This is a genomic window from Streptomyces sp. NPDC107546 (assembly GCF_055639175.1).
The window spans coordinates 136,427-159,705 of the sequence record NZ_JBVKBA010000004.1; the positions used below are offsets into that span (position 1 = coordinate 136,427).

23 protein-coding genes and 1 tRNA gene are annotated in these 23,279 nt (G+C 70.1%); 13 read left to right on the forward strand and 11 right to left on the reverse strand.

The window, feature by feature from the left end:
- Positions 1-49: 49 nt before the first annotated feature.
- The 6 genes from ACZ7L1_RS07580 to pknB all read left to right on the forward strand — a co-directional run bounded on the left by ACZ7L1_RS07580 (position 50) and on the right by pknB (position 8,160).
- Entirely contained in the window at positions 50-895 is an 846-nt protein-coding gene (locus ACZ7L1_RS07580; RefSeq protein ID WP_471435080.1) for an FhaA domain-containing protein, read from the forward strand.
- Positions 896-905: 10 nt separating this feature from the next.
- Entirely contained in the window at positions 906-1,418 is a 513-nt protein-coding gene (locus ACZ7L1_RS07585) for an FHA domain-containing protein FhaB/FipA (protein ID WP_471435081.1), read from the forward strand.
- A gap of 120 nt (positions 1,419-1,538) precedes the next feature.
- Positions 1,539-3,050, forward strand: coding sequence for a Stp1/IreP family PP2C-type Ser/Thr phosphatase (locus tag ACZ7L1_RS07590; RefSeq protein WP_471435082.1), 1,512 nt, complete (start codon positions 1,539-1,541; stop codon positions 3,048-3,050).
- Between the two features lie 27 nt (positions 3,051-3,077).
- On the forward strand, positions 3,078-4,514 hold the full coding sequence (locus ACZ7L1_RS07595) for an FtsW/RodA/SpoVE family cell cycle protein (protein ID WP_471435083.1): 1,437 nt from the start codon (positions 3,078-3,080) through the stop codon (positions 4,512-4,514).
- The gene (locus ACZ7L1_RS07600; protein ID WP_471435085.1) at positions 4,511-5,998 is read left to right on the forward strand and encodes a peptidoglycan D,D-transpeptidase FtsI family protein; all 1,488 of its coding nucleotides are present in this window, start codon (positions 4,511-4,513) and stop codon (positions 5,996-5,998) included. The genes ACZ7L1_RS07595 and ACZ7L1_RS07600 overlap by 4 nt, the downstream gene beginning before the upstream one ends.
- A gap of 170 nt (positions 5,999-6,168) precedes the next feature.
- A complete protein-coding gene (gene pknB / locus ACZ7L1_RS07605; RefSeq protein ID WP_471435087.1) occupies positions 6,169-8,160 on the forward strand; it encodes a Stk1 family PASTA domain-containing Ser/Thr kinase in 1,992 nt (663 codons plus the stop codon).
- 167 nt (positions 8,161-8,327) lie between these two features.
- Here the strand turns inward: pknB and ACZ7L1_RS07610 are convergent, their stop codons facing one another.
- From ACZ7L1_RS07610 to ACZ7L1_RS07635, 6 genes are read right to left on the reverse strand one after another with little or no spacing between them, the layout of a single operon-like run.
- The gene (locus tag ACZ7L1_RS07610) at positions 8,328-9,077 is read right to left on the reverse strand and encodes a class E sortase (protein WP_471435088.1); all 750 of its coding nucleotides are present in this window, start codon (positions 9,075-9,077) and stop codon (positions 8,328-8,330) included.
- A gap of 50 nt (positions 9,078-9,127) precedes the next feature.
- A complete protein-coding gene (locus ACZ7L1_RS07615) occupies positions 9,128-10,303 on the reverse strand; it encodes a class E sortase (RefSeq protein WP_471435090.1) in 1,176 nt (391 codons plus the stop codon).
- Positions 10,300-10,938 carry an aminodeoxychorismate/anthranilate synthase component II gene (locus ACZ7L1_RS07620; protein WP_471435092.1) on the reverse strand — a complete coding sequence of 213 codons (639 nt, stop codon included), beginning with the start codon at positions 10,936-10,938 and terminating at the stop codon, positions 10,300-10,302. Before ACZ7L1_RS07620 ends, ACZ7L1_RS07615 begins: the two co-directional genes overlap by 4 nt.
- Positions 10,935-11,096 (reverse strand): hypothetical protein, encoded by a 162-nt coding sequence (locus ACZ7L1_RS07625; RefSeq protein ID WP_471435094.1) that lies wholly within the window; start codon positions 11,094-11,096, stop codon positions 10,935-10,937. Before ACZ7L1_RS07625 ends, ACZ7L1_RS07620 begins: the two co-directional genes overlap by 4 nt.
- A 52-nt stretch (positions 11,097-11,148) precedes the next feature.
- A complete protein-coding gene (locus ACZ7L1_RS07630) occupies positions 11,149-11,835 on the reverse strand; it encodes a class E sortase (protein WP_471435398.1) in 687 nt (228 codons plus the stop codon).
- Between the two features lie 30 nt (positions 11,836-11,865).
- Positions 11,866-12,669, reverse strand: a complete 804-nt coding sequence (locus tag ACZ7L1_RS07635; protein WP_471435095.1) for a DUF881 domain-containing protein — start codon at positions 12,667-12,669, stop codon at positions 11,866-11,868.
- 140 nt (positions 12,670-12,809) lie between these two features.
- On the opposite strand from ACZ7L1_RS07635, the gene crgA reads away from it, so the two are divergent.
- Positions 12,810-13,064, forward strand: coding sequence for a cell division protein CrgA (gene crgA / locus ACZ7L1_RS07640; RefSeq protein WP_103837311.1), 255 nt, complete (start codon positions 12,810-12,812; stop codon positions 13,062-13,064).
- 305 nt (positions 13,065-13,369) lie between these two features.
- Here crgA and ACZ7L1_RS07645 read toward each other — a convergent pair whose 3' ends face one another.
- Both ACZ7L1_RS07645 and ACZ7L1_RS07650 read right to left on the reverse strand, forming a co-directional pair.
- Positions 13,370-14,281, reverse strand: a complete 912-nt coding sequence (locus ACZ7L1_RS07645; RefSeq protein WP_471435096.1) for a rhomboid family intramembrane serine protease — start codon at positions 14,279-14,281, stop codon at positions 13,370-13,372.
- A 96-nt stretch (positions 14,282-14,377) separates the two neighbouring features.
- Complete coding sequence (locus ACZ7L1_RS07650) at positions 14,378-14,911, reverse strand: peptidylprolyl isomerase (RefSeq protein WP_471435097.1); 534 nt, start codon at positions 14,909-14,911, stop codon at positions 14,378-14,380.
- 451 nt (positions 14,912-15,362) lie between these two features.
- Between ACZ7L1_RS07650 and ACZ7L1_RS07655 the strand changes: the two genes are divergently transcribed.
- Positions 15,363-16,052 (forward strand): DUF5324 family protein, encoded by a 690-nt coding sequence (locus tag ACZ7L1_RS07655; RefSeq protein ID WP_471435099.1) that lies wholly within the window; start codon positions 15,363-15,365, stop codon positions 16,050-16,052.
- 413 nt (positions 16,053-16,465) lie between these two features.
- On the opposite strand, the gene ACZ7L1_RS07660 is transcribed toward ACZ7L1_RS07655, so the two are convergent.
- A tRNA-Ala gene (locus tag ACZ7L1_RS07660) sits at positions 16,466-16,538 on the reverse strand.
- A 180-nt stretch (positions 16,539-16,718) separates the two neighbouring features.
- Here ACZ7L1_RS07660 and ACZ7L1_RS07665 point away from each other — a divergent pair.
- Together ACZ7L1_RS07665 and ACZ7L1_RS07670 are read left to right on the forward strand one after the other, a co-directional pair.
- Positions 16,719-17,267: a helix-turn-helix domain-containing protein gene (locus ACZ7L1_RS07665; protein WP_103837308.1), complete on the forward strand. Its 549-nt coding sequence runs from the start codon at positions 16,719-16,721 to the stop codon at positions 17,265-17,267.
- 87 nt (positions 17,268-17,354) lie between these two features.
- Complete coding sequence (locus ACZ7L1_RS07670) at positions 17,355-19,082, forward strand: serine/threonine-protein kinase (RefSeq protein WP_471435101.1); 1,728 nt, start codon at positions 17,355-17,357, stop codon at positions 19,080-19,082.
- Between the two features lie 7 nt (positions 19,083-19,089).
- Here ACZ7L1_RS07670 and ACZ7L1_RS07675 read toward each other — a convergent pair whose 3' ends face one another.
- Positions 19,090-20,397, reverse strand: a complete 1,308-nt coding sequence (locus tag ACZ7L1_RS07675; RefSeq protein WP_471435102.1) for a hypothetical protein — start codon at positions 20,395-20,397, stop codon at positions 19,090-19,092.
- 324 nt (positions 20,398-20,721) lie between these two features.
- Positions 20,722-20,850, reverse strand: a complete 129-nt coding sequence (locus tag ACZ7L1_RS07680) for a DLW-39 family protein (protein ID WP_003999697.1) — start codon at positions 20,848-20,850, stop codon at positions 20,722-20,724.
- 349 nt (positions 20,851-21,199) lie between these two features.
- On the opposite strand from ACZ7L1_RS07680, the gene ACZ7L1_RS07685 reads away from it, so the two are divergent.
- From ACZ7L1_RS07685 to ACZ7L1_RS07695, 3 genes are all read left to right on the forward strand, one after another.
- Positions 21,200-21,574, forward strand: coding sequence for a DUF6344 domain-containing protein (locus tag ACZ7L1_RS07685; protein ID WP_471435104.1), 375 nt, complete (start codon positions 21,200-21,202; stop codon positions 21,572-21,574).
- A gap of 294 nt (positions 21,575-21,868) precedes the next feature.
- A complete protein-coding gene (locus tag ACZ7L1_RS07690; RefSeq protein WP_471435399.1) occupies positions 21,869-22,489 on the forward strand; it encodes a GntR family transcriptional regulator in 621 nt (206 codons plus the stop codon).
- Between the two features lie 8 nt (positions 22,490-22,497).
- A complete protein-coding gene (locus ACZ7L1_RS07695) occupies positions 22,498-23,265 on the forward strand; it encodes a glycosyltransferase family 2 protein (RefSeq protein ID WP_471435105.1) in 768 nt (255 codons plus the stop codon).
- Positions 23,266-23,279: the final 14 nt, after the last annotated feature.

Sequence of the window (23,279 nt, forward strand, 5' to 3'; positions counted from 1 at the left end):
AGTACCAGGTAAGCAGTACACAGGACGGCAACGACGGAGGAGGTGCCCCATGGGAGTCCTGAAGAAGTTCGAGCAACGCCTCGAAGGTCTGGTCAACGGCACCTTCGCCAAGGTCTTCAAGTCCGAGGTCCAGCCCGTGGAGATCGCCGGCGCGCTCCAGCGCGAGTGCGACAACAACGCGACCATCTGGAACCGCGACCGTACCGTCGTCCCCAACGACTTCATCGTGGAGCTGAGCGCACCGGACTACGAGCGCCTCAGCCCCTACTCCGGCCAGCTCGGCGACGAGCTCGCCGGCATGGTGCGCGACTACGCCAAGCAGCAGCGCTACACCTTCATGGGCCCCATCAAGGTCCATCTGGAGAAGGCCGACGACCTCGACACCGGCCTGTACCGGGTGCGCAGCCGTACGCTCGCCTCCTCCACCAACCAGCAGGCGCCCGCGCAGGGCGGCGCCTCCGGACGCCCCGGCGGCTACGGCTACCCGCCCTCCGCCCCGCCGACGGGCGCTCCGCCCATGCCGTCCGCGCCGCCGCCCGGCGCGCGCCCCGGCGGATACGGCTATCCGCAGCCCGCAGGGCAGCGCCCCGGCGGGTCCCCGGCGTCCGGCGGGCGCACCCGCTACTGGATCGAGATCAACGGCACCCGCCATCAGATCTCCCGCCCGACGCTGGTGCTGGGGCGCAGCACCGAGGCCGACGTGCGGATCGACGACCCCGGCGTCTCCCGCCGGCACTGTGAGATCCGGACCGGAACGCCCTCGACGATCCAGGATCTCGGCTCCACCAACGGCATCGTGGTGGACGGGCAGCACACCACCCGCGCTACGCTCCGCGACGGCTCGCGGATCGTCGTGGGCAGCACCACCGTTATCTATAGGCAAGCCGAAGGGTGAAGCGGGGGCAATGTCAGAGCTGACCCTCACGGTCATGCGGCTGGGTTTCCTGGCCGTACTGTGGCTGTTCGTGATCGTGGCCGTGCAGGTCATCAGAAGCGACCTGTTCGGTACGCGGGTCACCCAGCGCGGCGCGCGTCGCGAGGCCGCACGGCCGCAGCAGAGCGCCCGCCAGGCGGCGCCCCCGCCGCAGCGCCAGCAGCCGGGCGGCGGCCGGCAGCGCCGCGGGGCCCCCACCAAGCTGGTCGTCTCCGAGGGCTCGCTGACCGGAACGACGGTCGCGCTGCAGGGCCAGACCATCACGCTCGGCCGTGCCCATGACAGCACCATCGTGCTGGACGACGACTACGCCTCCAGTCGGCACGCCAGGATCTACCCCGACCGCGACGGCCAGTGGATCGTCGAGGACCTCGGGTCCACCAACGGCACGTACCTCGACCGGACCCGGCTGACGTCCCCCACACCGATTCCGCTGGGCGCGCCGATCCGCATCGGCAAGACCGTCATCGAGCTGCGGAAGTAGTACGACAATGAGCGAGCGGAGCGAGCACGCAGCGGCGGCCCCCACCCAGGGCACCGGCGCGCTCCCGACCGGAGGGTGGGCACCGTGCGGATGTACCCGGAGCCGACGGGCGAGGTGCGCATGAGTCTGTCACTGCGCTTCGCCGCCGGATCGCACAAAGGCATGATCCGCGAGGGCAACGAGGACTCCGGTTACGCCGGTCCGCGCCTGCTCGCGATCGCCGACGGGATGGGCGGCCAGGCCGCCGGCGAGGTCGCCTCGTCCGAGGTGATCTCCACCATCGTCGCGCTCGACGACGACATCCCCGGCTCCGACGTCCTCACCTCGCTCGGCACCGCGGTGCAGCGTGCCAACGACCAGCTGCGGGCGATGGTCGAGGAGGACCCCCAGCTCGAGGGCATGGGGACCACGCTCACCGCGCTGCTGTGGACCGGCCAGCGGCTCGGTCTCGTCCACGTCGGCGACTCCCGCGCGTACCTGCTGCGCGACGGCGTCCTCACACAGATCACCCAGGACCACACCTGGGTGCAGCGGCTCGTCGACGAGGGCCGCATCACCGAGGAGGAGGCCACCACCCACCCGCAGCGCTCCCTGCTGATGCGCGCGCTGGGCAGCGGCGACCACGTCGAGCCGGACCTGTCCATCCGCGAGGTGCGCGCCGGCGACCGTTACCTGATCTGCTCCGACGGGCTGTCGGGAGTGGTCTCCCACCAGACGCTGGAGGAGACCCTCGCCAGCTACCACGGCCCCGAGGAGACCGTGCAGGCGCTGATCGAGCTGGCGCTGCGCGGTGGCGGCCCCGACAACATCACGGTCATCGTGGCCGACGTGCTCGACCTGGACACCGGGGACACCCTCGCCGGGCATCTGTCCGACACCCCGGTCGTGGTGGGCGCGGTCGCCGAGAACCAGAACCACCTGCACGACAACGGCATCATGCAGACCCCCGCGGGCCGTGCCGCCGGACTCGGCCGCCACAGGTCCGGGCAGGGCGGCGGGGGCGAGTTCGGCCCACCCGGCAGCGGCGACACCACCGGGTACATCCCGGCGGGCAGCTTCGGCGACTACACCGACGAGGACTTCGTCAAGCCGAGGAAGAGCCGCCGGTGGCTGAAGAGATCCTTCTACACGGTCCTCGCGCTCGCCGTCGTCGGCGGCGGCTGCTACGGCGCCTACCGGTGGACGCAGACGCAGTACTACGTCGGTGCCAACGCCGAGCACGTCGCGCTGTACCGCGGTATCAGCCAGGACCTGGCCTGGGTGTCGCTGTCCAAGGTGGAGAAGGACCACCCGGAGATCGAACTCAAGTACCTGCCGCCGTACCAGCAGAAGCAGGTCAAGGCGACCATCGCCGAGGGCGGTCTCCAGGCGGCCCAGTCGAAGATCTCCGAGCTGGCCGTGCAGGCGTCCGCGTGCAGGAAGGACGTCGAACGCCGCACCGCGGAGTCCAAGAACACCACCAAGCCCGGCAGCACCACGGGAACCGCGACCACCCCCCCGACGTCCAAGGCCACAGCGACTCCGAACCCCTCGGCGTCGGCCTCCAAGACCCAGACCGCACCCACTCCCACACCCGGCCCCAGCCTCTCGGAGCAAGAGCAGAAGGTCGTCTCACTGTGCGGTAAGCAGTAAGCAAGCCGTGAGGGGCCCTGTCACACCATGAGCAGCAGTACGAACACGTCGACGCATCACACGTCCACGATCGGCGCGATCGGCACACCGAGCCGCCGCAACACCGAGCTGGCGCTGCTGGTGTTCGCCGTCGTCATCCCGGTGTTCGCCTACGCCAACGTGGGCCTCGCCATCAACAACAAGGTGCCGCCCGGCCTGCTCAGCTACGGCGTCGGCCTCGGTCTGCTGGCCGGCGTCGGCCATCTCGTCGTACGGAAGTTCGCCCCGTACGCCGACCCGTTGCTGTTGCCGCTGGCGACCCTGCTCAACGGCCTCGGCCTGGTGGTCATCTGGCGGCTGGACCAGTCCAAGCTGCTGCAGTCCATCAAGCAGGCCGGCAACGCGGCGCCCCGCCAACTGATGTACACGGCGCTGGGGATCGCGCTGTTCGTCGCCGTGCTGGTCTTCCTCAAGGACCACCGCGTCCTGCAGCGCTACACCTACATCTCCATGGTGGCCGCGCTGGTCCTGCTGCTCCTGCCGCTCGTCCCGGGGCTGGGCGCCAACATCTACGGCGCGAAGATCTGGATCCACGTCGGCAGCTTCTCCATCCAGCCCGGTGAGTTCGCGAAGATCGTGCTGGCGGTCTTCTTCGCCGGCTACCTGATGGTCAAGCGCGACGCGCTCGCCCTGGCCAGCCGCCGCTTCATGGGCCTGTACCTGCCGCGCGGCCGCGACCTCGGACCGATCCTCGTCGTCTGGGCGATCTCGATCCTCATCCTGGTCTTCGAGACCGACCTCGGTACGTCGCTGCTGTTCTTCGGAATGTTCGTCATCATGCTGTACGTCGCCACCGAGCGGACCAGCTGGATCGTCTTCGGTCTGCTGATGTCCGCAGCCGGCGCCGTCGGCGTGGCCGGCATCGAGCCGCACGTGAAGTCCCGTGTCCAGGCCTGGCTCGACCCGATGAAGGAGTACACGCTCAGTCGGCAGGGCGTCGGCGGCCACTCCGAGCAGCTGCAGCAGGCCCTGTGGGCGTTCGGCTCCGGCGGCACCCTCGGCACCGGCCTCGGCCAGGGCCACTCCGACCTGATCCGGTTCGCCGCCAACTCCGACTTCATCCTCGCCACCTTCGGCGAGGAGCTGGGCCTGGCCGGCATCATGGCGCTCCTGCTGGTCTACGGCCTGATCGTGGAGCGCGGCGTCCGCACCGCCCTCGCCGCCCGCGACCCGTTCGGCAAGCTGCTGGCCGTCGGCCTGTCCGGCGCGTTCGCGCTGCAGGTCTTCGTGGTCGCCGGCGGTGTGATGGGGCTCATCCCGCTGACCGGCATGACGATGCCCTTCCTGGCGTACGGAGGTTCCTCCGTGATCGCCAACTGGGCCCTGATCGGCATCCTGCTGCGCATCAGCGACACCGCGCGCCGCCCGGCTCCCGCCCCCGCCCCGAACCCCGACGCCGAGATGACCCAGGTGGTCCGACCGTGAACAAGCCCCTGCGCCGGATCGCGATCTTCTGCGGGCTCCTCGTCCTCGCGCTGCTGGTCCGCGACAACTGGCTCCAGTACCTGCAGGCCGACAGCCTGCGCACCGACCCGAACAACCGCCGTGTGCTGATTGCCCGGTACTCCACGCCGCGCGGCGACATCGTCGTCGACGGCAACCCCATCACCGGGTCCAAGGAGACGCCCACCAACAGCCTCAACGACTTCAAGTACAAGCGCACCTACAAGGACGGCGCGATGTGGGCGCCGGTCACCGGCTACGCCTCGCAGGCCTTCGGCGCCACGCAGCTGGAGTCCATCGAGGACGGCATCCTCACCGGGACCGACGACCGGCTGTTCTTCCGCAACACCCTCAACATGCTGACGGGCAAGCAGCAGCAGGGCGGCAATGTCGTCACCACCCTCAACGCGGCGGCGCAGAAGGCCGCGTACGACGGTCTGAAGAAGGTCGGCGGCAAGGGCGCGGCCGTGGCGCTCGACCCGCAGACCGGGGCGATCCTGGCGCTGGCCTCCTACCCGTCGTACGACCCCTCGACGTTCGCGGGCAACTCGCTGTCCACGGACTCCACGGCCTGGCAGAAGCTGCAGAAGAAGAACGACCCGAGCGACCCGATGCTCAACCGGGCGCTGCGCGAGACCTACCCGCCCGGCTCCACCTTCAAGGTGGTCACCGCGGCGGCGGCGCTGGAGAACGGCCTGTACACCAGCGCGGACGACCCGACCAGGTCCCCGCTGCCGTACACCCTCCCGGACACCAGGACGGAGCTGAAGAACGAGGGGAACATCCCCTGCGAGAACGCGACCATGCGGACCGCGCTGCAGTACTCCTGCAACACCGTCTTCGGCAAGATCGGCGCCGACCTCGGCAAGGACAAGATGCTCGAGGAGGCGAAGAAGTTCGGCTTCGACTCCGAGCAGTACACGCCGGTGCGCTCGGTCGCCTCCAACTTCCCCGAGAAGATGGACCGGCCGCAGACCGCGCTCAGCTCCATCGGCCAGTTCGAGACCGCCGCGACGCCGCTGCAGATGGCCATGGTCGCCTCCGCCGTCGCCAACGACGGCAAGCTGATGAAGCCGTACATGGTGGACAAGCTGCAGGCGCCCAGCCTGGACGTGATCACGCAGACCCAGCCGCAGGAGCTGAGCCGGCCACTGTCGGAGAAGAACGCGCAGATCCTGCAGTCGATGATGCAGACCGTCGTCGAGAAGGGCACCGGCACCAATGCGCAGATCCCCGGCGTCACCGTGGGCGGCAAGACCGGTACCGCCCAGCACGGTCTGAACAACAGCGAGAAGCCGTACGCCTGGTTCCTCTCGTTCGCCAAGCTCAAGGACGGCAGCTCGCCTGTCGCCGTGGCCGTGGTGGTCGAGGACGACAAGGCCAACCGTGACGACATCTCCGGTGGCGGCCTCGCCGCCCCCATCGCCAAGAACGTCATGGAAGCGGTCATCAACAGCAAGAAGTGACCCCCGTCACGTCCCCTTCACATCGGTGCACGTTGCGATACCGGTCCTGTATCGGGTGGCGGATGTGGCCAGGTCACACACAGCGAGCCGGGTACCGTATGCCCGGACAGCACACCGCCGGACCACACGCGGGTGTGGTCGGGACCGACGGAGAGGGCTGGTAGGAAGCTATGGAAGAGCCGCGTCGCCTCGGCGGCCGGTACGAGCTGGGCCAGGTGCTCGGCCGTGGTGGCATGGCCGAGGTCTACCTCGCGCACGACACCCGCCTCGGCCGCACCGTGGCGGTGAAGACGCTGCGCGCCGACCTGGCGCGCGACCCTTCCTTCCAGGCCCGGTTCCGCCGGGAGGCCCAGTCGGCCGCCTCACTCAACCACCCCGCGATCGTCGCCGTGTACGACACGGGCGAGGACTACATCGACGGGGTCTCGATCCCGTACATCGTCATGGAGTACGTCGACGGCTCAACACTCCGTGAGCTTCTTCACAGCGGCCGCAAGCTGCTGCCGGAGCGCGCGATGGAGATGACCATCGGCATCCTCCAGGGCCTGGAGTACGCCCACCGCAACGGCATCGTCCACCGTGACATCAAGCCCGCGAACGTCATGCTGACGCGCAACGGCCAGGTCAAGGTGATGGACTTCGGCATCGCCCGCGCCATGGGCGACGCCGGCATGACGATGACGCAGACCGCGGCGGTCATCGGCACCGCCCAGTACCTCTCGCCCGAACAGGCGAAGGGTGAGCAGGTCGACTCACGTTCGGACCTCTACTCGACGGGCTGCCTGCTCTACGAGCTGCTGACGGTCCGCCCGCCCTTCGTCGGCGACTCCCCGGTCGCGGTGGCCTACCAGCACGTCCGCGAGGAGCCGCAGCCGCCGAGCGTCTTCGACCCCGAGATCACGCCCGAGATGGACGCGATCGTGCTCAGGGCGCTGGTCAAGGACCCCGACTACCGCTACCAGAGCGCCGACGAGATGCGCGCCGACATCGAGGCGTGCCTCGACGGCCAGCCGGTCGCGGCGACGGCGGCGATGGGCTCGGTCGGCTACGGCGGCTACCCCGACGACCAGCCGACGACGGCCCTGCGCTCCGACCCGGGCGCCGGCGCGACGACGATGATGCCGCCGATGAACCCGGACGACGGGGGCTACGGCTACGACGACCGCCCGGACCGCCGCCGCCAGAAGAAGTCGAACACCTCGACGGTCCTGCTGGTCGTCGCGGGTGTGCTGGTGCTGGTCGGCGCGATCCTCATCGGCAAGTGGATCTTCAGCGGCCACGGCGGGGTCGGCAACGACACCGTGCCGGCGCCGAACTTCATCGGCCAGTCCCAGAAGGACGCACAGACGCTCGCGGACAACTCGGACCTGAAGCTCTCCATCTCGAGGAAGCCCTGCGACGACCAGCAGAAGGGCAACGTCTGCTCCCAGGACCCGAAGGCGAACACCGAGGTCAAGAAGGGCAGCGTCGTCAATCTGGTGGTGTCCACGGGGGCACCCAAGGTGGCGGTGCCGGACGTGAGGGGGCTGCAGTTCGACAAGGCGAAGTCCCAGCTCGAGGACAAGGGTTTCGTGGTCGAGCAGAAGACGGCGGAGTCCGACCAGACTCCGGGCGTCGTCACCGACCAGAACCCCGCGGGCGGCACGGATCAGGAGAAGGGCTCGACGATAACCCTCACGGTGGCCGCGGCCCCGCAGACGGTGACGGTGCCGGATGTGCGGAACCAGTCCTGTGACGACGCCAAGAAGCAGCTGCAGGCCAACAACCTGACGCCGGGCAACTGCGTCGACACCGACACCACCGACCCGAACCAGGTCGGCAAGGTCATACAGACCAACCCTGGGGTGCTCACCCAGGTAAAGGCGGGCACGACGGTCACCATCCAGATAGGCAAGCAGGCCAACCAGCAGAAGCAGGTCCCGAACGTCTTCGGCCAGAAGCTGAGCGACGCCGTGAAGACCCTGCAGCAGAACGGCTTCACCAAGATCCAGGTCAACGGGCCGACGGACGGCAACGCCCGGGTCACCGCCCAGGACCCGCAGCCGAACACCCCGGCCGACCCGAACAACCAGACGATCACCCTGACCACGGTGTCGGCCGGAGGGAACAACGGCGGAGGCGACAACGGCGGCGGCTTCTTCAGCGGCCTGACCGGCGGCTGAGGACGACCGACCCGCACCGGCCAGCACGACGAGAGCCCCGGCACCTGCAGGTGCCGGGGCTCTCGCATGGACCCAAGCCTGCAGTTCCAGCTCTTTGTACGAAGTCCGACCACATCTTCATATGTCCTGGCTCGTTGCTCGGGAGCTCCTCCCAGGAGCTCCGTCCCTCAGCCCAGTTCCTCCGGCGGCGTCCGCTCGCTGTCCACCTTCTGCACCCGCACCAGTTCGCCCCACACGATGTACCGGTACTCCGAGGTGAAGACGGGGGTGCACGTCGTCAGAGTGACGTAGTGGCCCGGCTTCTTCACGCCCGCCTCCTTCGGGATCGCCGAGAGCACCTTCACGTTGTACTTCGAGGTCTCGGGAAGGATCGCGAAGACCTTGTAGACGTACCAGTCGTCCTTCGTCTCGAAGACGATCGGGTCGCCCTTCTTCAACTTGTCGATGTTGTGGAACTTCGCCCCGTGCCCGTCCCGGTGGGCGGCCAGCGTGAAGTTGCCCGTCGTGCCCGTCATCGGCAGCGTCGCCTTGACCGGGTCCGTGTAGTAGCCGGCCACGCCGTCGTTGAGGACGTCCGTCGACGTGCCCTTCTCGACGAGCACCTCGCCGTTCTTCATCGCCGGCACGTGCAGGAAGCCGATGCCGTCCTTGGTGTCCAGCGCGCCCGGAGAGTCCGAACCGGTGTCCTTCTCGGCCGCCCAGTGGTCGCGCACCTTGTCGCCCTGGTGGTCGGCCCTGCGGTCCGCTATGACGTTCGTCCACCACAGGGAGTAGACGACGAACAGGCCCAGCACCAGGCCCGCCGTGATCAGCAGTTCGCCGAAGACGCTGACCGCCAGCGCGATCCGGCCGCGCCCGCGGCGCCGAGCCGACGGGGAAGCGGCGGTCCGCTCGTCCTGGTCGGTGGTCACTCCCACTGCATCTGCCCTGTCTGTTCCACGTGCCCGTGCGTCCACGTGCCCTGCGCCTACGAAATGAGCGCGTCCGGCTTGCCCTTGCTGCGCGGCCGTTCCTCGACCATCTTGCCCCACACGATCAGCCGGTACTTGCTGGTGAACTCCGGCGTGCACGTGGTCAATGTGATGTAGCGGCCCGGTGCGGTGAAGCCCGAGCCCCTCGGGATCGGGTCCAGGACAGTGGTGTTCGCCGGGGACGTCACCGGGAGCATCGACGTCATCTTGTAGACGTAGTACTCGTCCTGCGTCTCCACCACGATCGCGTCACCCGGCTGGAGACGGTTGATGTACCGGAACGGCTCGCCGTGCGTGTTCCGGTGCCCCGCGAGCCCGAAGTTGCCCGTTTTGTCGCTCGGCATCGCCGTCTTCAGGCTGCCCTCGCCGTAGTGCCCGACCATGCCCTTGTCGAGCACGTTCGTCTTGCTGGTGCCCTCCGCGATCGGCGCCACCACGTCCAGCTTCGGGATGTGCAGGATGGCGAAGCCCTGCCCCGGCGCGAACACACCCGGCTCACGCTTGCCGCTCGCCCAGTCCTGCTGGAGGTGCTGCGCGGCGCTGCCCGCCTCCTGGTGCGCCCGCACGTTCGACCACCACAGCTGGTACGTCACGAACAGCAGCATCACCACACCGGTGGTGATGAACAGCTCGCCCACCACCCGGCTCGCCACGACCGCCGCACCGGGCTTCTGCGCCCTCGCCGCCCGCCGGGCCTCCACCCGGGAACGCGGCGCCTGAGCGGGCGTCCCCGCGGCCTTCTCGGGCGTCTGCGGCCCGTTTCCGCGCCGCCCGTGCTTCCGGGCCGCCTTGCGGCGCGCGGCGCGGCCACCGGGAGCCCGAGCGGGTTCGGCGGCGCGGTTCGCGGCCCGCCGCGCCCCCTCGATGTCCGAGGCGCGCAGCGCGACGGTCTCGTTGTCCACCGGCACGGGCTCGTCGTACGCGGGAGCCGGTGCCGGTCGCGGTTCCTCGTACGACGGGAGCACCGTCGTCGCGTCGTACCCCTGCTGGGGCTCGTACGACTGCTGTGGCGTCTGCTGCCCGTACTGCCCGGCGCCCTGCCACTGAGGGTCCGGCTCCTGCCCCTGCCACACGCCGAAGTCCTCGTACGGCTGCTGCCCGTACGAGGACCCTTGCTCCGCGGCGCCCCCGTAGGTGGCGCCGGTCTCGCGCTCGGGGCGCAGCGCGGTCACGCCGTGGCCCTGCCCACCACCGGGGCGAGCCCCGCCGACCTCGCCACGGCCCCCTCGTCACCGCACTCCACCAGCCAGTTGGCCAGCATGCGGTGCCCGTGCTCGGTCAGCACCGACTCGGGGTGGAACTGCACACCCTCCACCCGCAGCTCCCGGTGCCTGAGACCCATGATGATCCCGTCGTGCGTGCGCGCCGTGACCTCCAGCTCGGCCGGGACGGTGGCCGGTTCGGCGGCCAGGGAGTGGTAGCGGGTCGCCGTGAAGGGGGACGGCAGGCCCGCGAAGACGCCCTTGCCCTCGTGCTCGACCAGCGAGGTCTTGCCGTGCAGCAGCTCCGGCGCCCGGTCGACGACACCGCCGTACGCCACCTGCATCGACTGCATGCCCAGACAGACCCCGAAGACCGGGACGCCCGTCGCGGCGCAGTGGCGGACCATGTCGACACAGACGCCCGCCTCCTCGGGGGTGCCCGGTCCGGGGGACAGCAGGACGCCGTCGAAGCCGTCCCGGGCGTGCGCCGTCGACACCTCGTCGTTGCGCAGCACCTCGCACTCGGCGCCCAGCTGGTAGAGGTACTGCACCAGGTTGAAGACGAAGCTGTCGTAGTTGTCCACGACGAGAATGCGCGCACTCACTGGTTGTCCACCGTCACATCGTTGAAGGGCAGCAGCGGTTCGGCCCACGGGAAGACGTACTGGAACAGGACGTACACCACGGCCAGGACCAGCACGACGGAAATCAGTGCCTTCAGCCACGCGCTCCCCGGCAGATGCCGCCAGATCCAGCCGTACATGCCGTCCCTTCCGTCTCACCACGGCACCAGACTCACGCCGTACGCCACCAGACTACTGGCGCAGAGCCGCCGGTTTCCCTGCCTCCACAGGCTGTGTGGAATCCAGGTGCGCCCAGACGATCAGCCGGTGACTGTGCCCCCACTCGGGATCGCACGTGGTCAGCGTCAGATAGCGTCCCGGACGCGTGTACCCGGACGTACGTGGCACAGGGTCGATCACTTCAACGTCAGAGGGCACCGTTTTGTAAGGGCCTTTGTCGATCCGATACGTGAACCAGGTGCTGCCGTCGGTGAGGACCACCGCGTCGCCGGGCCGCAGCCCGGGGAAGTCCCTGAAGGGATCACCGTACGTACGCCGGTGGCCGGCGACCGCGAAGTTGCCGACCTGGCCGAGCCGGGCGGTGCCGGCGTAGTGGCCCAGCCCCTTCTTCAGGGTCTGCACGCCGGTGTCCTCGAGCACGGGCTTGTTCCACGTGAAACCGAACCTCGGGACGTACATGACGGCGAACGGCCCGCCCTGGGCGTACGGCTTCGGACTGCCGGGGCTCGCGGTGCTCGTCGGCGCGGCGGACGTGCGCACCGTCTTCTTCGCCCACTGCTTCTCCAGCTGACCGATCTGGTCGCTCATCGCGCCGTCCGCCCTCACCCCGGTCCAGAACACCACGTAGACCACGAACAGCACGATGAGGGCACCCACGGTGACGCACAGTTCGCTGACGGTCCTGACGATCACGCGCACCGGCACGGATGCCCCCAGCGGCAGTGGCCTCTACCCCACGGGCTTGGCGTAGTGCAGGTCCACTGTGCCGGAGTAGCCGGGAAGAGTCACCGTCCCGCCCTCGGTGACTTTCCAGCCGAGTCCGTAGACGTTGACGTACACCATGTAGTTCTGGATCGCGGGCGAGTCCGCGAGCGCCTTCTGCAGCTTGTCCGGGTTCCCGACGGCGGTGATCTTGTAGGGCGGCGAGTAGACGCGGCCCTGGAGGATCAGGGTGTTGCCGACGCAGCGCACCGCGCTGGTGGAGATCAGCCGCTGGTCCATGACCTTGATGCCCTGGGCGCCGCCCTGCCACAGAGCGTTCACCACGGCCTGGAGGTCCTGCTGGTGGATCACCAGGTAGTCGGGCTGCGGCTCCGGGTATCCGGGGAGCTTGGCGGTCGCGTTCGGCGGGGCGTCGTTGAGGGTGACCGTGACGGCCCTGCCGGTGAGCTTCTGGGTGCCGGCGTCCTTCTCCAGCGTCGCGAGCCGGTCCTGCTCGGCCTTGCTCGTGGTGCCGCCGGTGCGTTTGGCCAAGGCCTCCACGGCGGAGCGCAGGGCGGCGTTGGACTCGTCGAGCCGGGCGTTCTTGTGGCTGCGCTCGTGGATGAGGTCGGACAGCTTCAGCAGCGAGGTGTCGGTGCGGAGGTTGGTCCCCTTGGCCGTGTTGAAGCTCGTCATGAACAGAAGACCGGCGAGGGCGAAGACGCCCACGGTGAGCACCCGCACGGGCCGGAATCGGCGCGTGCGGACGGACGGGGTCCCCGCATCCGGGGAACCGGGACCCGTCCCGGGGGAGTCGGCCGTATCGCTCACGTACCCTTATCTCCTTCGGCGCCGCGGAAGCACTACGCTAACGGACGCCCGGCGGAGCGCTCATGTCCCCTTGTACGCTGCCCCGGAGCCAGCCCCAGTTCCCTGCGCGGCGACGCAGCGCATCGACAGGAGAGACCCTCGTGCCGAAGTCACGTATCCGCAAGAAGGCCGACTACACGCCACCGCCGTCCAAGCAGGCCCAGGCCATCAAGCTGGAGAACCGCGGCTGGGTCGCGCCGGTCATGCTGGCCATGTTCCTCATCGGGCTGGCCTGGATCGTCGTCTTCTACGTGACCGACGGGTCCCTGCCGATCCACGCGCTGCGCAACTGGAACATCGTGGTGGGCTTCGGGTTCATCGCCGCCGGGTTCGGCGTCTCCACTCAGTGGAAGTAGGGGCCTCACGCCCCGTCCGCAGCCGGCTCTGCCCACAGCTGCACACCGAGTTATCCACAGCCCTGTCCACAACCCGTGCGGTCAGTGGAAAAAGAACGACGATCTGTGGATAACCCGTCGGGCGTTGACGCCGGTATGACGGAATCACCGGCCCCCGCAAACCTGTTCGCCCCCTGTCCCACCTGGGGAAACTCCGGTCGGTGACAGGGGGCACATGCGTTCCCCGCAGCATGCACAAGATCCCGGGCTGGGCTGTGGACAACTCTGGGTACAACCTCGGGCTACGGCCTGTGCACATCCGCCACTCAGGTGAGCTGGGCCGTTCTCACCAGTGTCATGACGACCACCGCGGCCAGCACCAGCGCGCACACCCCGTACTGCACGAGGGCCCGCCGTTCGCGCGGGGCGTGGACCATGGCGTATCCGACCACGACACCGCCCACGAGTCCCCCGATGTGGGCCTGCCATGCGATGTTGCTCCACCCGAAGGTGAAGATCAGGTTGATCACCAGCAGGGCGATGACGGGGCGCATGTCGTAGCGGAGCCGGCGCATGAGCACCGCGGTGGCGCCGAAGAGGCCGAAGATGGCGCCGGATGCGCCGAGCGAGGGCTGGTTCGGCGCGGCGAGCAGATAGGTGAGGGCGCTTCCGGCGAGCCCGGAGACGAAGTAGAGCGCGAGGTAGCGGGCGCGGCCGAGGGCCGCTTCCAGCGGGCCGCCGATCCACCACAGGCTGAGCATGTTGAACAGGATGTGGATATAGCCGCCGTGCAGGAACATCGCAGTCAGCAGCCGGTACCACTGGCCCTCCGCGACGCCCTGCGCGGAGTTGAGCAGCGGGACGTAGGCCTGGCCGATGAGTTCGAAGCGGTCGGTGAAGCGGTCGCCGATGGCCATCTGGGCCAGGAAGGCGGCCAGGTTGACGCCGATCAGCGCTTTGGTGAGCAGCCGGGGGTCGGCGGTGACCGTCCCGCCCGCGAGCGTGCGCGGCCGGGAGGCGGCCGGGGCGTGGCCCGTGCCGGATCCGGTGCGGACGCACTCGGGGCACTGGAAGCCCACCGAGGCGTCGACCATGCACTCCGGGCAGATGGGGCGCTCACAGCGGGTGCAGCGGATGCCGGTCTCGCGGTCCGGGTGCCGGTAGCAGACCGGCAGCTCCCGGGCCTCGGACGGCCCCTGGTTCTGCGGGCCCTGCGGGCTGCCTGGCGCCTGGTCCATGAGGTCCCTCACTTCTCCGTACAACGGGGTGCCCCGCCCCTCCTTCTACGGATGGGCGGGGCGCTTTTGTTCCCTCGTGCGGGGTGCCCTGTGGGGTCAGCCCTCGCGGGTCTCGACGACGACCGACTCGATGACGACGTCGTTGACCGGGCGGTCGGTGCGCGGGTTGGTCTGGGTGGTGGCGATGGAGTCCACGACCTTCTGGCTGCCCGCGTCGGTGACCTCGCCGAAGATCGTGTGCTTGCGGTTCAGCCAGGCCGTCGGGGAGACCGTGATGAAGAACTGCGAGCCGTTGGTGCCCGGACCGGCGTTGGCCATCGCCAGCAGGTAGGGCTTGTCGAAGCGCAGGTCCGGGTGGAACTCGTCCTCGAACTGGTAACCGGGGCCGCCGGTGCCGTTGCCCAGCGGGTCACCGCCCTGGATCATGAAGCCGCTGATCACCCGGTGGAAGACCGTGCCGTCGTAGAGCTTCTTGGCGGACTTCTCGCCGGTGGCGGGGTGGGTCCACTCACGCTCGCCCTTGGCGAGTTCGACGAAGTTCTTGACCGTCTTGGGGGCGTGGTCCGGGAAGAGCCGGACCAGGATGTCGCCGTGGTTGGTCTTCAGGGTGGCGTAGAGCTGCTCAGCCACGATCTGCCTTCCGTTGTCCTTTGTGACCCCCCGATCCTCGCACGCCACGTCCTCCGCGTCGTCCGGCGACCACGTCCGGGGGAAGATCGGTCGGTGGTTCCTGTGGTGCTGCTGGGGCGGCAGCCCGGACAGGGGGCGGTTCGTGCGGGCGGTGGCGGCTGCGGGCGTGTGGAAAAGCGGTCGAGTCGTCCTGTCTCCAGGGCGCGGCGGGACGATCCGTGGCATTGTCGGGGACAAGCTCCTGTTACTCCGTATTCATCCGCTCTTGCACGTGATCGGCCGATGCGCGTGATCGTCTCTCGTCGTCCGCCCGGGCACGGACCGCAATCGTCCGCTTGGGGCCGCATGACCCGGATGCCGTTCCTCGCATGCCCGAGTGCTGTTCGACAGGCATGATCCGTAAAAGGCTGGAAAGTCGAATTACCGTACGCCACCGAGGAGGAGGAACCCCGTGACCCGCATCGACAGCGTGCGCGCCGCGACCGGTTCGGCGAAGGACAGCGTGCTGCATGCCGCGGAAGTGGTGGCGCCCTACGCCGACACGGCCAAGGACAAGGCAGCGCACTATGCACATGAGGCGCGTGTCCGTCTCGCGCCCAAGGTGTCGCAGGCCGCCGAGCAGGCCCGCGTCCAGTACGACGCCCATCTGGCCCCGCGCCTGGAACAGGCCCGCGCGCATGTTCCGCCGACGGTGGACCAGGCCGCGACCCGCACCCGCAAGGCGGCCCGCCAGGCGGCCGACTACTCCCGTCCGAAGATCGAGCAGGCCGTCGCCGCGGCCGGCCCGGTACGGGATGAGGCGGCGGCCCGCGGGGCGGCGGCGCTGGCCGCGCTTCGCGGTCAGATCTCGCCGCGGCAGATCGAGAAGCTGGTCCGTCGGCAGCGGCGGCGAGCCAGGGCCGGCCGGGTGGCGAGGGGCCTGGCCCTGCTCGGCCTCGCGGCGGGCGGCACCTTCGCCGCCTGGAAGTGGTGGGACAAGCAGGCGAACCCCGACTGGCTGGTCGAGCCGCCTGCCGCGACCGAAGTCCCGCAGAGCGAGCGGCTGTCGTCGGTGGACGGCAGCGGTCCCAGCGCGCTGGACCCGGAGGTGGAGGCGAAGCAGGCCGAGGAGGACTCCACGGACGGCGACGACCGCCGCTGAGTCCGCCTGGTCGGCTGTGGGCTGCCATCACGCCGTGGGGCAGGGGAAGGTGAGGATTCCCCTGCCCCACGGCGCTGTTGTTTCACGTGGAACGGGGGCGGGCGTTCACCTCTGCCCTCCGTGATGACGTTTGCAACGCTTCTTGTGTGCACGTTCCGTGCAGACTTCCCTCACTGTGAGCACGCTCACGGTTACGCACGCCGGGGCCTACCAGGCGATACAAGGACCACTCTCCCCCTCGGCGGAGGGTCAGGAGCCGCCGGATCCTCGGAGGAAGATCTCGAGGAGCCCGGCCTTTGCCGGTTGTTCGCGCTATGGATCGCAACGGCTGCAAATCTCGCGTGTGACGGGAGTCACGGAGCAAGCAAAAACCGGTCGATCGCCGCGACGCGGCGTCCGACCGGTTTCGAGTGTGGAGCCTAGGGGAGTCGAACCCCTGACATCTGCCATGCAAAGACAGCGCTCTACCAACTGAGCTAAGGCCCCGAGCAGAGGCGTCCGGCCGGTGGAACACGGGCTGCCGGGCGCTGCGGACCAGCGTACCGGGTCCTGGCCGGTATCTCACAAAAAGATGGGGGGTCCCCGTGGACAACCACTCTCCGTAAGATGCTCGTCGTGGTTCGCTACAGCGAACCGCCGTTTTAGGGGAAGCGATGGGGAGACGCAATGGACGCCGCACAGCAGGAAGCCACCGCAAGAGCGCGGGAGCTGCAGCGGAACTGGTACGGGGAGCCGTTGGGGGCGCTCTTCCGTAGGCTCATCGAGGATCTCGGGCTCAACCAGGCCCGTCTCGCGGGGGTTCTCGGACTGTCCGCCCCGATGCTGTCGCAGCTGATGAGCGGTCAGCGGGCCAAGATCGGCAACCCGGCGGTGGTCCAGCGGGTGCAGCTGCTGCAGGAGCTGGCGGCGCAGGTGTCGGACGGCAGTGTCAGCGCGGCCGAGGCGACCGAGCGCATGGAGGAGATCAAGAAGTCCCAGGGGGGCTCGGTGCTGAGCAACACCACGCAGACGACGAACAGTTCGGGCGCGCCCACGGTGAAGCGGGTGGTCCGTGAGATCCAGTCGCTGCTGCGCTCGGTGGCGGCGGCCGGGGACATCATCGAGGCGGCCGACACCCTCGCCCCGAGCCACCCGGAACTGGCAGAGTTCCTCCGGGTGTACGGCGCCGGCCGCACCTCCGACGCGGTCGCCCACTACCAGTCCCACCAGAACTGAGCCGACGCCTTTGCCGCCGGGGACTCTCGCGCCGGGGGGTGCGCGAGGGTCCTCGTCGCCGTCCGGGAGGGGGAGCGACGTACGACCATGGGTGAGGTCTTCGCCGGGCGGTACGAACTGGTCGATCCCATCGGGCGCGGGGGAGTCGGTGCGGTGTGGCGCGCCTGGGACCACCGGCGACGCCGTTATGTGGCCGCGAAGGTGCTGCAGCAGAGCGACGCCCACTCCCTGCTGAGGTTCGTGCGCGAGCAGGCGCTGCGCATCGACCACCCCCATGTGCTGGCGCCCGCGAGCTGGGCCGCGGACGACGACAAGGTGCTGTTCACCATGGACCTGGTCGCCGGTGGCTCGCTCGTCCACCTCGTCGGGGACTACGGGCCGCTGCCCCCGGTGCTCGTCTGCACCCTGCTGGACCAGCTGCTGTCCGGGATCGCGGCCGTGCACGCGGAGGGGGTCGTGCACCGGGACGTCAAGCCCGCCAACATCCTTCTGGAGGCCACCGGCACGGCCCGGCCCCGGCTGCGGCTGTCGGACTTCGGCATCGCCATGCGGTTGGGCGAGCCGCGGCTGACGGAGACCGACTACGTGGTGGGCACGCCCGGTTATCTCGCGCCGGAGCAACTGCTGGGCGCGGAGCCTGACTTCCCGGCCGACCTGTTCGCCGTGGGCCTGGTCGCCCTGTATCTGCTGCAAGGTGCCAAGCCTGACGCCAAGGCCCTGGTCGAGTACTTCACGACCAACGGGACGCCGGGGGCGCCGCAGGGCGTGCCCGGACCGCTCTGGGAGGTCGTCGCGACCCTGGTGCAGCCGGATCCGGCCGCGCGGTTCCGTACGGCGACGGGTGCGCGCAAGGCGCTTGCCGCAGCCGTGGAGTTGCTGCCGGAACCGGGGCCCGACGGGGAGCAGGTGGAGATCTTCGACCAACTCGGGCCGCTTCCGGCGGGGTTCGGGCCCGACGGGCCGGTGCGCGCGGGGGCGGGTGGTGCGGCCGGTGAGGTGTCGGTGGCCACGGTCCCTGCGGACAGGGTCTCTGCGGACCGGGTGTCGGCATCGTGGCCGGCGACCGGTTCGATACCGCCGCGGCCGACCACGGTGCCCCCGACGACCGGTGCGGGTGCGGCCGGTGCCGGGCCGGGGGCTTCGGGCACCGCAACGCCCGGGCCGCCTCCCCCCGCCGTACGGCCGGTGGCCGCTCCCTTCGTCGTACCGCCCAGACCCACGGTCGATCCGACGCCCTCGCCCCGTCCTGCTCCTTCGGCCGCCTCCTGGCCGACGCCCGACACCACGTGGCCGGTCGACCCCACGTCGGCGGCCGGTTCCACGCCGGCATCCGGCCCCATACCGACGACCGGCTCCATACCGGCATCCGGCCCCATACCGGCATCCGGCTTCACACCCACAGCCGCGCCGACGCCGCCTCCGCGGCCGTCCGCCATGTCGGACACCGGGAGTTTCCATCTGCCGCCGCCGCTGCCCTCGCCGCGCGAGGCGGTCCCCGGCGTGCCACGCCCGCCCGCCCTGCCGCCGTCACCGCCCGCGGTGGCCCTGGCACCGCCCCATACCCCGCACCACGACCCCACCCGCGTGCCCTCCGCCACGGCCCCCGCGACGGCCCCGGCGGTCGTCGGCCGGCACCCGCTCCAGGCCCACGCCGTCCCGTCCCCGCACGCCCCCACGCAGTCGCAGCGGGTCGCCCGGCACGGCAGGCGAGCGGCCACCCGGCGCCCCGGCCCGCCCGCGAAGGTCGCCGTGCCGGTCCTGCTCCTCGCGCTGCTGTGCTACGCGGTCGGGTTCTGGGCGTTGCTGCGGATCTGAGCGGCGGTCACCCGGCCCATCGGCTCCGCGCCCGCCGCCGGGCGGCCGCCGTCCACACCGCGAGCACCACGATGAGGGCGGTACCGGTGCCGATCCCGCCCACCGCGACCGCCGTCATCGTGCGGGAATCCCGGTCCCCGCCGGCCCCGCCCGTTCCGTCTCCCCCACCGCCCCCGGGCGTGCCCACCGCGGCTTCCTCCCGGTCGGCCGCCGTCACCCGGAACACATCGCGCGGCGCGGACCACCCCGCGTACGCTGGAGGTGACGTCGCCGTCCCGCTCACCCGCACGCGCAGCGTCAGCCCGAACGGGCCGTTCCCGTACCGCTGCGCAACGGGCGCGCCGAGGTGCACGGCGAGGTAGTACCAGCCCGCGAACCGCATTCCGCTCGTGCGGTCGCCGGCGGCATGGCGGTTGGCGTAGGCGACGGGCGGCAGCGGGGTGAGGGCCGTCGAGGTCTGGGCACCGCTGTACCCGGTGGTGGCGTCGTCGACGTGGCCGCGGACGGGGTTGTACAGCGCCATGGCCAGGGCGGTGCCGACGTAGCCGTCGCCGGGGGAGCTGCCCAGCTCGGCGGTGGCGGCGAGCTGCCGGCCCCAGTCGACGGGCACCTTGTAGAAGAGGGTCTGCCCCGGCCGGATCGCGTCCTGCCAGACGCCCTGGTCAAGAGCGCTCGCCGTGGCGAAACCGGCCCCGCCCGCGCGCCGGACCGGGTCGCCCAGCAGGGCGTCGGGGGTCGCGGAGTTCCAGGCGCCGGGCGGTGTGGTGGTCGTGGCGTCCGGCTGCCGCAGGGAGGGTTCGGAGACGTAGTCCAGCTCCAGGTCCCAGGCGCCGGTCGCGGAGCCGGACAGGTCGCGCCGTTCGACGACCGCGTAGTACACCCCGGCGTCCTTGCACCCATAGCTGCCGGGCCCGGTCTCACGGGCGGCCCACGCGGCGACGGGGTGCGGGCTCTGGGTGGGGCCGAAGTGCGTGGTGTTGGATGAGCACGTGGCGCCGTCGGCGTCCTGGACGGAGACCCGCAGGCCGTCGGAGGCGGAGACCCGGGCGTCGGGCCGGGGGACGGCGGTCGCGGAGATGTAGGCGTTGGCGGTGGCGTCGAGGTCCAGGCGGTAGTAGAGCTTGCCGGCCTCGGGAAGGGTGCTCCGGTAGGTGTGTCCGGGATCAAGGCGTGTGGCATCCGAGGTGACGGTGGCGCCCCGGACCGTTGCGGCGCCGGGCGCGAAGGCGTACGGAGCGGGCGTACCGTCCGCCGCCGGGGCGGCGGGGGCGGCTCGCGCGGGAAGCGCCAGGGTGACACCGAGCGCGGCCGTCATGCACAGGGCCACCACTGCGTGCGCCTGCGTGAGCCCACGCCCCCGCGCTCCGCGCCGCGCTTCCGTGCGCCGCCACATCCCGAGCCCCCCTCTGGCCGTTGTGCCGCCCCGGACCGGACCGTCGCCCATCCTGCCCCGCCGGCCACAGGGGCATCAGCGCATCGGAGAGGAGCGGCCGAAATGCTCACCCTGAGGAGCGGCGCTTGCGGCAGCAATCGATCCCTCGACGGGCGGGAACACATTCGGGAGTCCCTGGAGAAAGCAACACAAAACCCCGACCGCGTCGGCGGCCGGGGTCTGCTCTGAACTGCTGTCTGTCGGAACTCACGAACCCGTGGGCACGGAGTCAGTCGCCTCCGTCCACAGATCCTGCTCGGCGCGATCCGCCTGGATCTGGCGGTACACGAGGAGCCCGCCGATGGCGGCCAGTGCGACCAGGAGAAGCTTCTTCACCGCGCGACCTCGTCTTTCCTTGACGTAGGGGACCTCTGGCGCCCGACTATACACACCGATCGATATCGATCGGTGACCTGAGGCGACGCTCAACTCCGGCCCGGCACAGCGCAGTACGACCGGACCTCACCCCTGACGATCCGCGGGTGAGCGGACCTCACGGAGTGTGACGTTCACCGCCCTCCACCATGGATTTCCGGCCTTTTTCGGCCCTGTGCGATCCCGTGCGCCCATCCGGGTGGTGTTCATCCGAAGATCGACGCGGCACGGGCGTCGGTCCACCACTTCACAGCCCCCATACACATGATGAGGAAAGTACGCAAATCGCCCAACCCGAAAGTGAGGGGTCATGGCCCGGAACAAGGTCATGAAGCTGTGGACCGTCGTCGTCACCGCCTTCCTGGCGCTGTGCGCCGCGCTCGGATTCGCCACCACGACCGCCACCACGGCCGCGGCCGCGTCGGTACCACAGCCGCAGTCGCCGCGCACCTCCGGCCCGCGGATGATGCTGCCGTGGCCGGCGCACGGACACCGGGCCCTGGTCCGGTCCCTGCCCCCCACGATGAAGCAACGCATCAGGGCCGAGGCCCATGGCTCCTCCCCCTCCTGCCGCCACCTTCCGTCCACGGCCACCACCGCGACCACACCCCTCACCCACCACGCCCTCCGCCCCCACGACGCACCACGACGCTTCGAGGAGCCGACCGTACTGCTGCGCAGCTGACGGATTCGCGGACGACGTCCGGGACAGAGACACTCAGGGACCCACCAAGGCGACTTGCGTACACGCCGACGGCAGACCGCCCGGCACCTGCTCCCAGGTGCCGGGCCGTCTGCCGTGCTCCCGTCTGCCGTGCTCCCGTCTGCCGGCACCGGCGCCTTCCACCTGCGCAGCCCGTGCCTGTTCCCGAGTCGTCAGGACCTCCGGAGGAGTCCTAGGCTGGCCTGGAGGGCCCCCGACAGATCGGTGAGAGCACCAGTGCCCAAGGCGTACGAACTGATCGCGGACGACCGGCTGATGGACCGGCGGCACGGCCGTGGCACCTGCGTACGGCGTTGGCGGACGCCCGTGGTGCGCCACAACGGGCGGCACCAGTGGGAGAAGGACCGCGCCCGGCAGCCGCTGGCCACGCGGGCGCGGACCGGGGCGACGGAGCACGACACCGGGCTTGCGTCGCACCACCTCGTGTTCGACGCGAAGTACCGCGAGACGAAGGCGCCCAAGGACCTCGCGGACGCGTTCGGCGTCCCGGACGGCACGGTCCTGCTGGAGCGCACCTACCGGACGCGCTGCGTGGCCGAGACCGCCCCGTTCAGCCTGGTGACCTCCTACCTCGTCCGTGACGTGGTCGCGGGGAACCCGGACCTGCTGGACGACTCCAACGAGCCCTGGCCCGGCGGCACACAGAACCAGCTCCGCACGGTCGGCATCGAGATCGACCGCATCGAGGAGCGTTTCACCGCCCGTCCGCCGACGCCCGAAGAGGCGCAGGAACTGGAGCTTCCGCCCGGGACGCCGGTCATCCTGCTCCGCAAGACCTCGTACGACACCGGCGGCCGCGTCGTGGACATCACCGACGTCACACTGCCCGGCGACCGCACGGAGCTGGTCTTCGTCACTCCCCTGGAAAGGTGGTGAGCGCTGCCGTGAGCCGGCGCGTCATCGTCGTCACCGCTGTCCACGCCCCGGCGGCCCGGTTCCTGCCGGAGGCGTACAAGTCCCTGGGCGAACAGTCGCTTCCGCAGGGATGGGAGTGGCACTGGGTGATCCAGGAGGACGGGGAGACGGACGACGTCCGCCCGTACGTCCCGGACGACGAGCGCGTGACCTTCCGTCAGGGCCGGCCCGGCGGACCCGGCGTCGCCCGCACGATGGCCCTGGCGCACACCGACGGCGCGTACGTGAAGGTGCTGGACGCCGACGACCAGCTCCCGCCGGGCACCCTGGCCCGCGACCTGGCCGTCCTCGAAGCGGACCCCACCCTGGGCTGGACCACGTCCCGCGCGCTGGACCTCCTGCCGGACGGCTCGACGGCCGCTTTCCCCGGCGATCCGGCGGACGGGCCGGTCGAACGCGGAGCGGTCCACGACTTCTGGCGGGCGAACGGCTTCCGTGCACAGGTCCACCCGGCGACGCTCTGCGTCCGGCGCGATCTCCTGATGGCGCTGGGCGGCTGGATGGCGCTGCCGGCGTCCGAGGACACGGGCCTGCTGCTCGCGCTGAACGCCGTGAGCCGGGGCTGGTTCTCCCGGGAGGTGGGGCTGCTGTACCGGAAGTGGCAGGGACAGGCCACCGGCCAGGCATCGCATGTCGATCCCGCGGAGCGGGAGCGGCGTATGGCGGTCGTGGAGGCGAGGGCCAGGGCGTTGGCGTCCTGCGGCTGGCGGTACCCGAGCCCCGGAAGCACGACCTGACCGCGGCCCCTGAC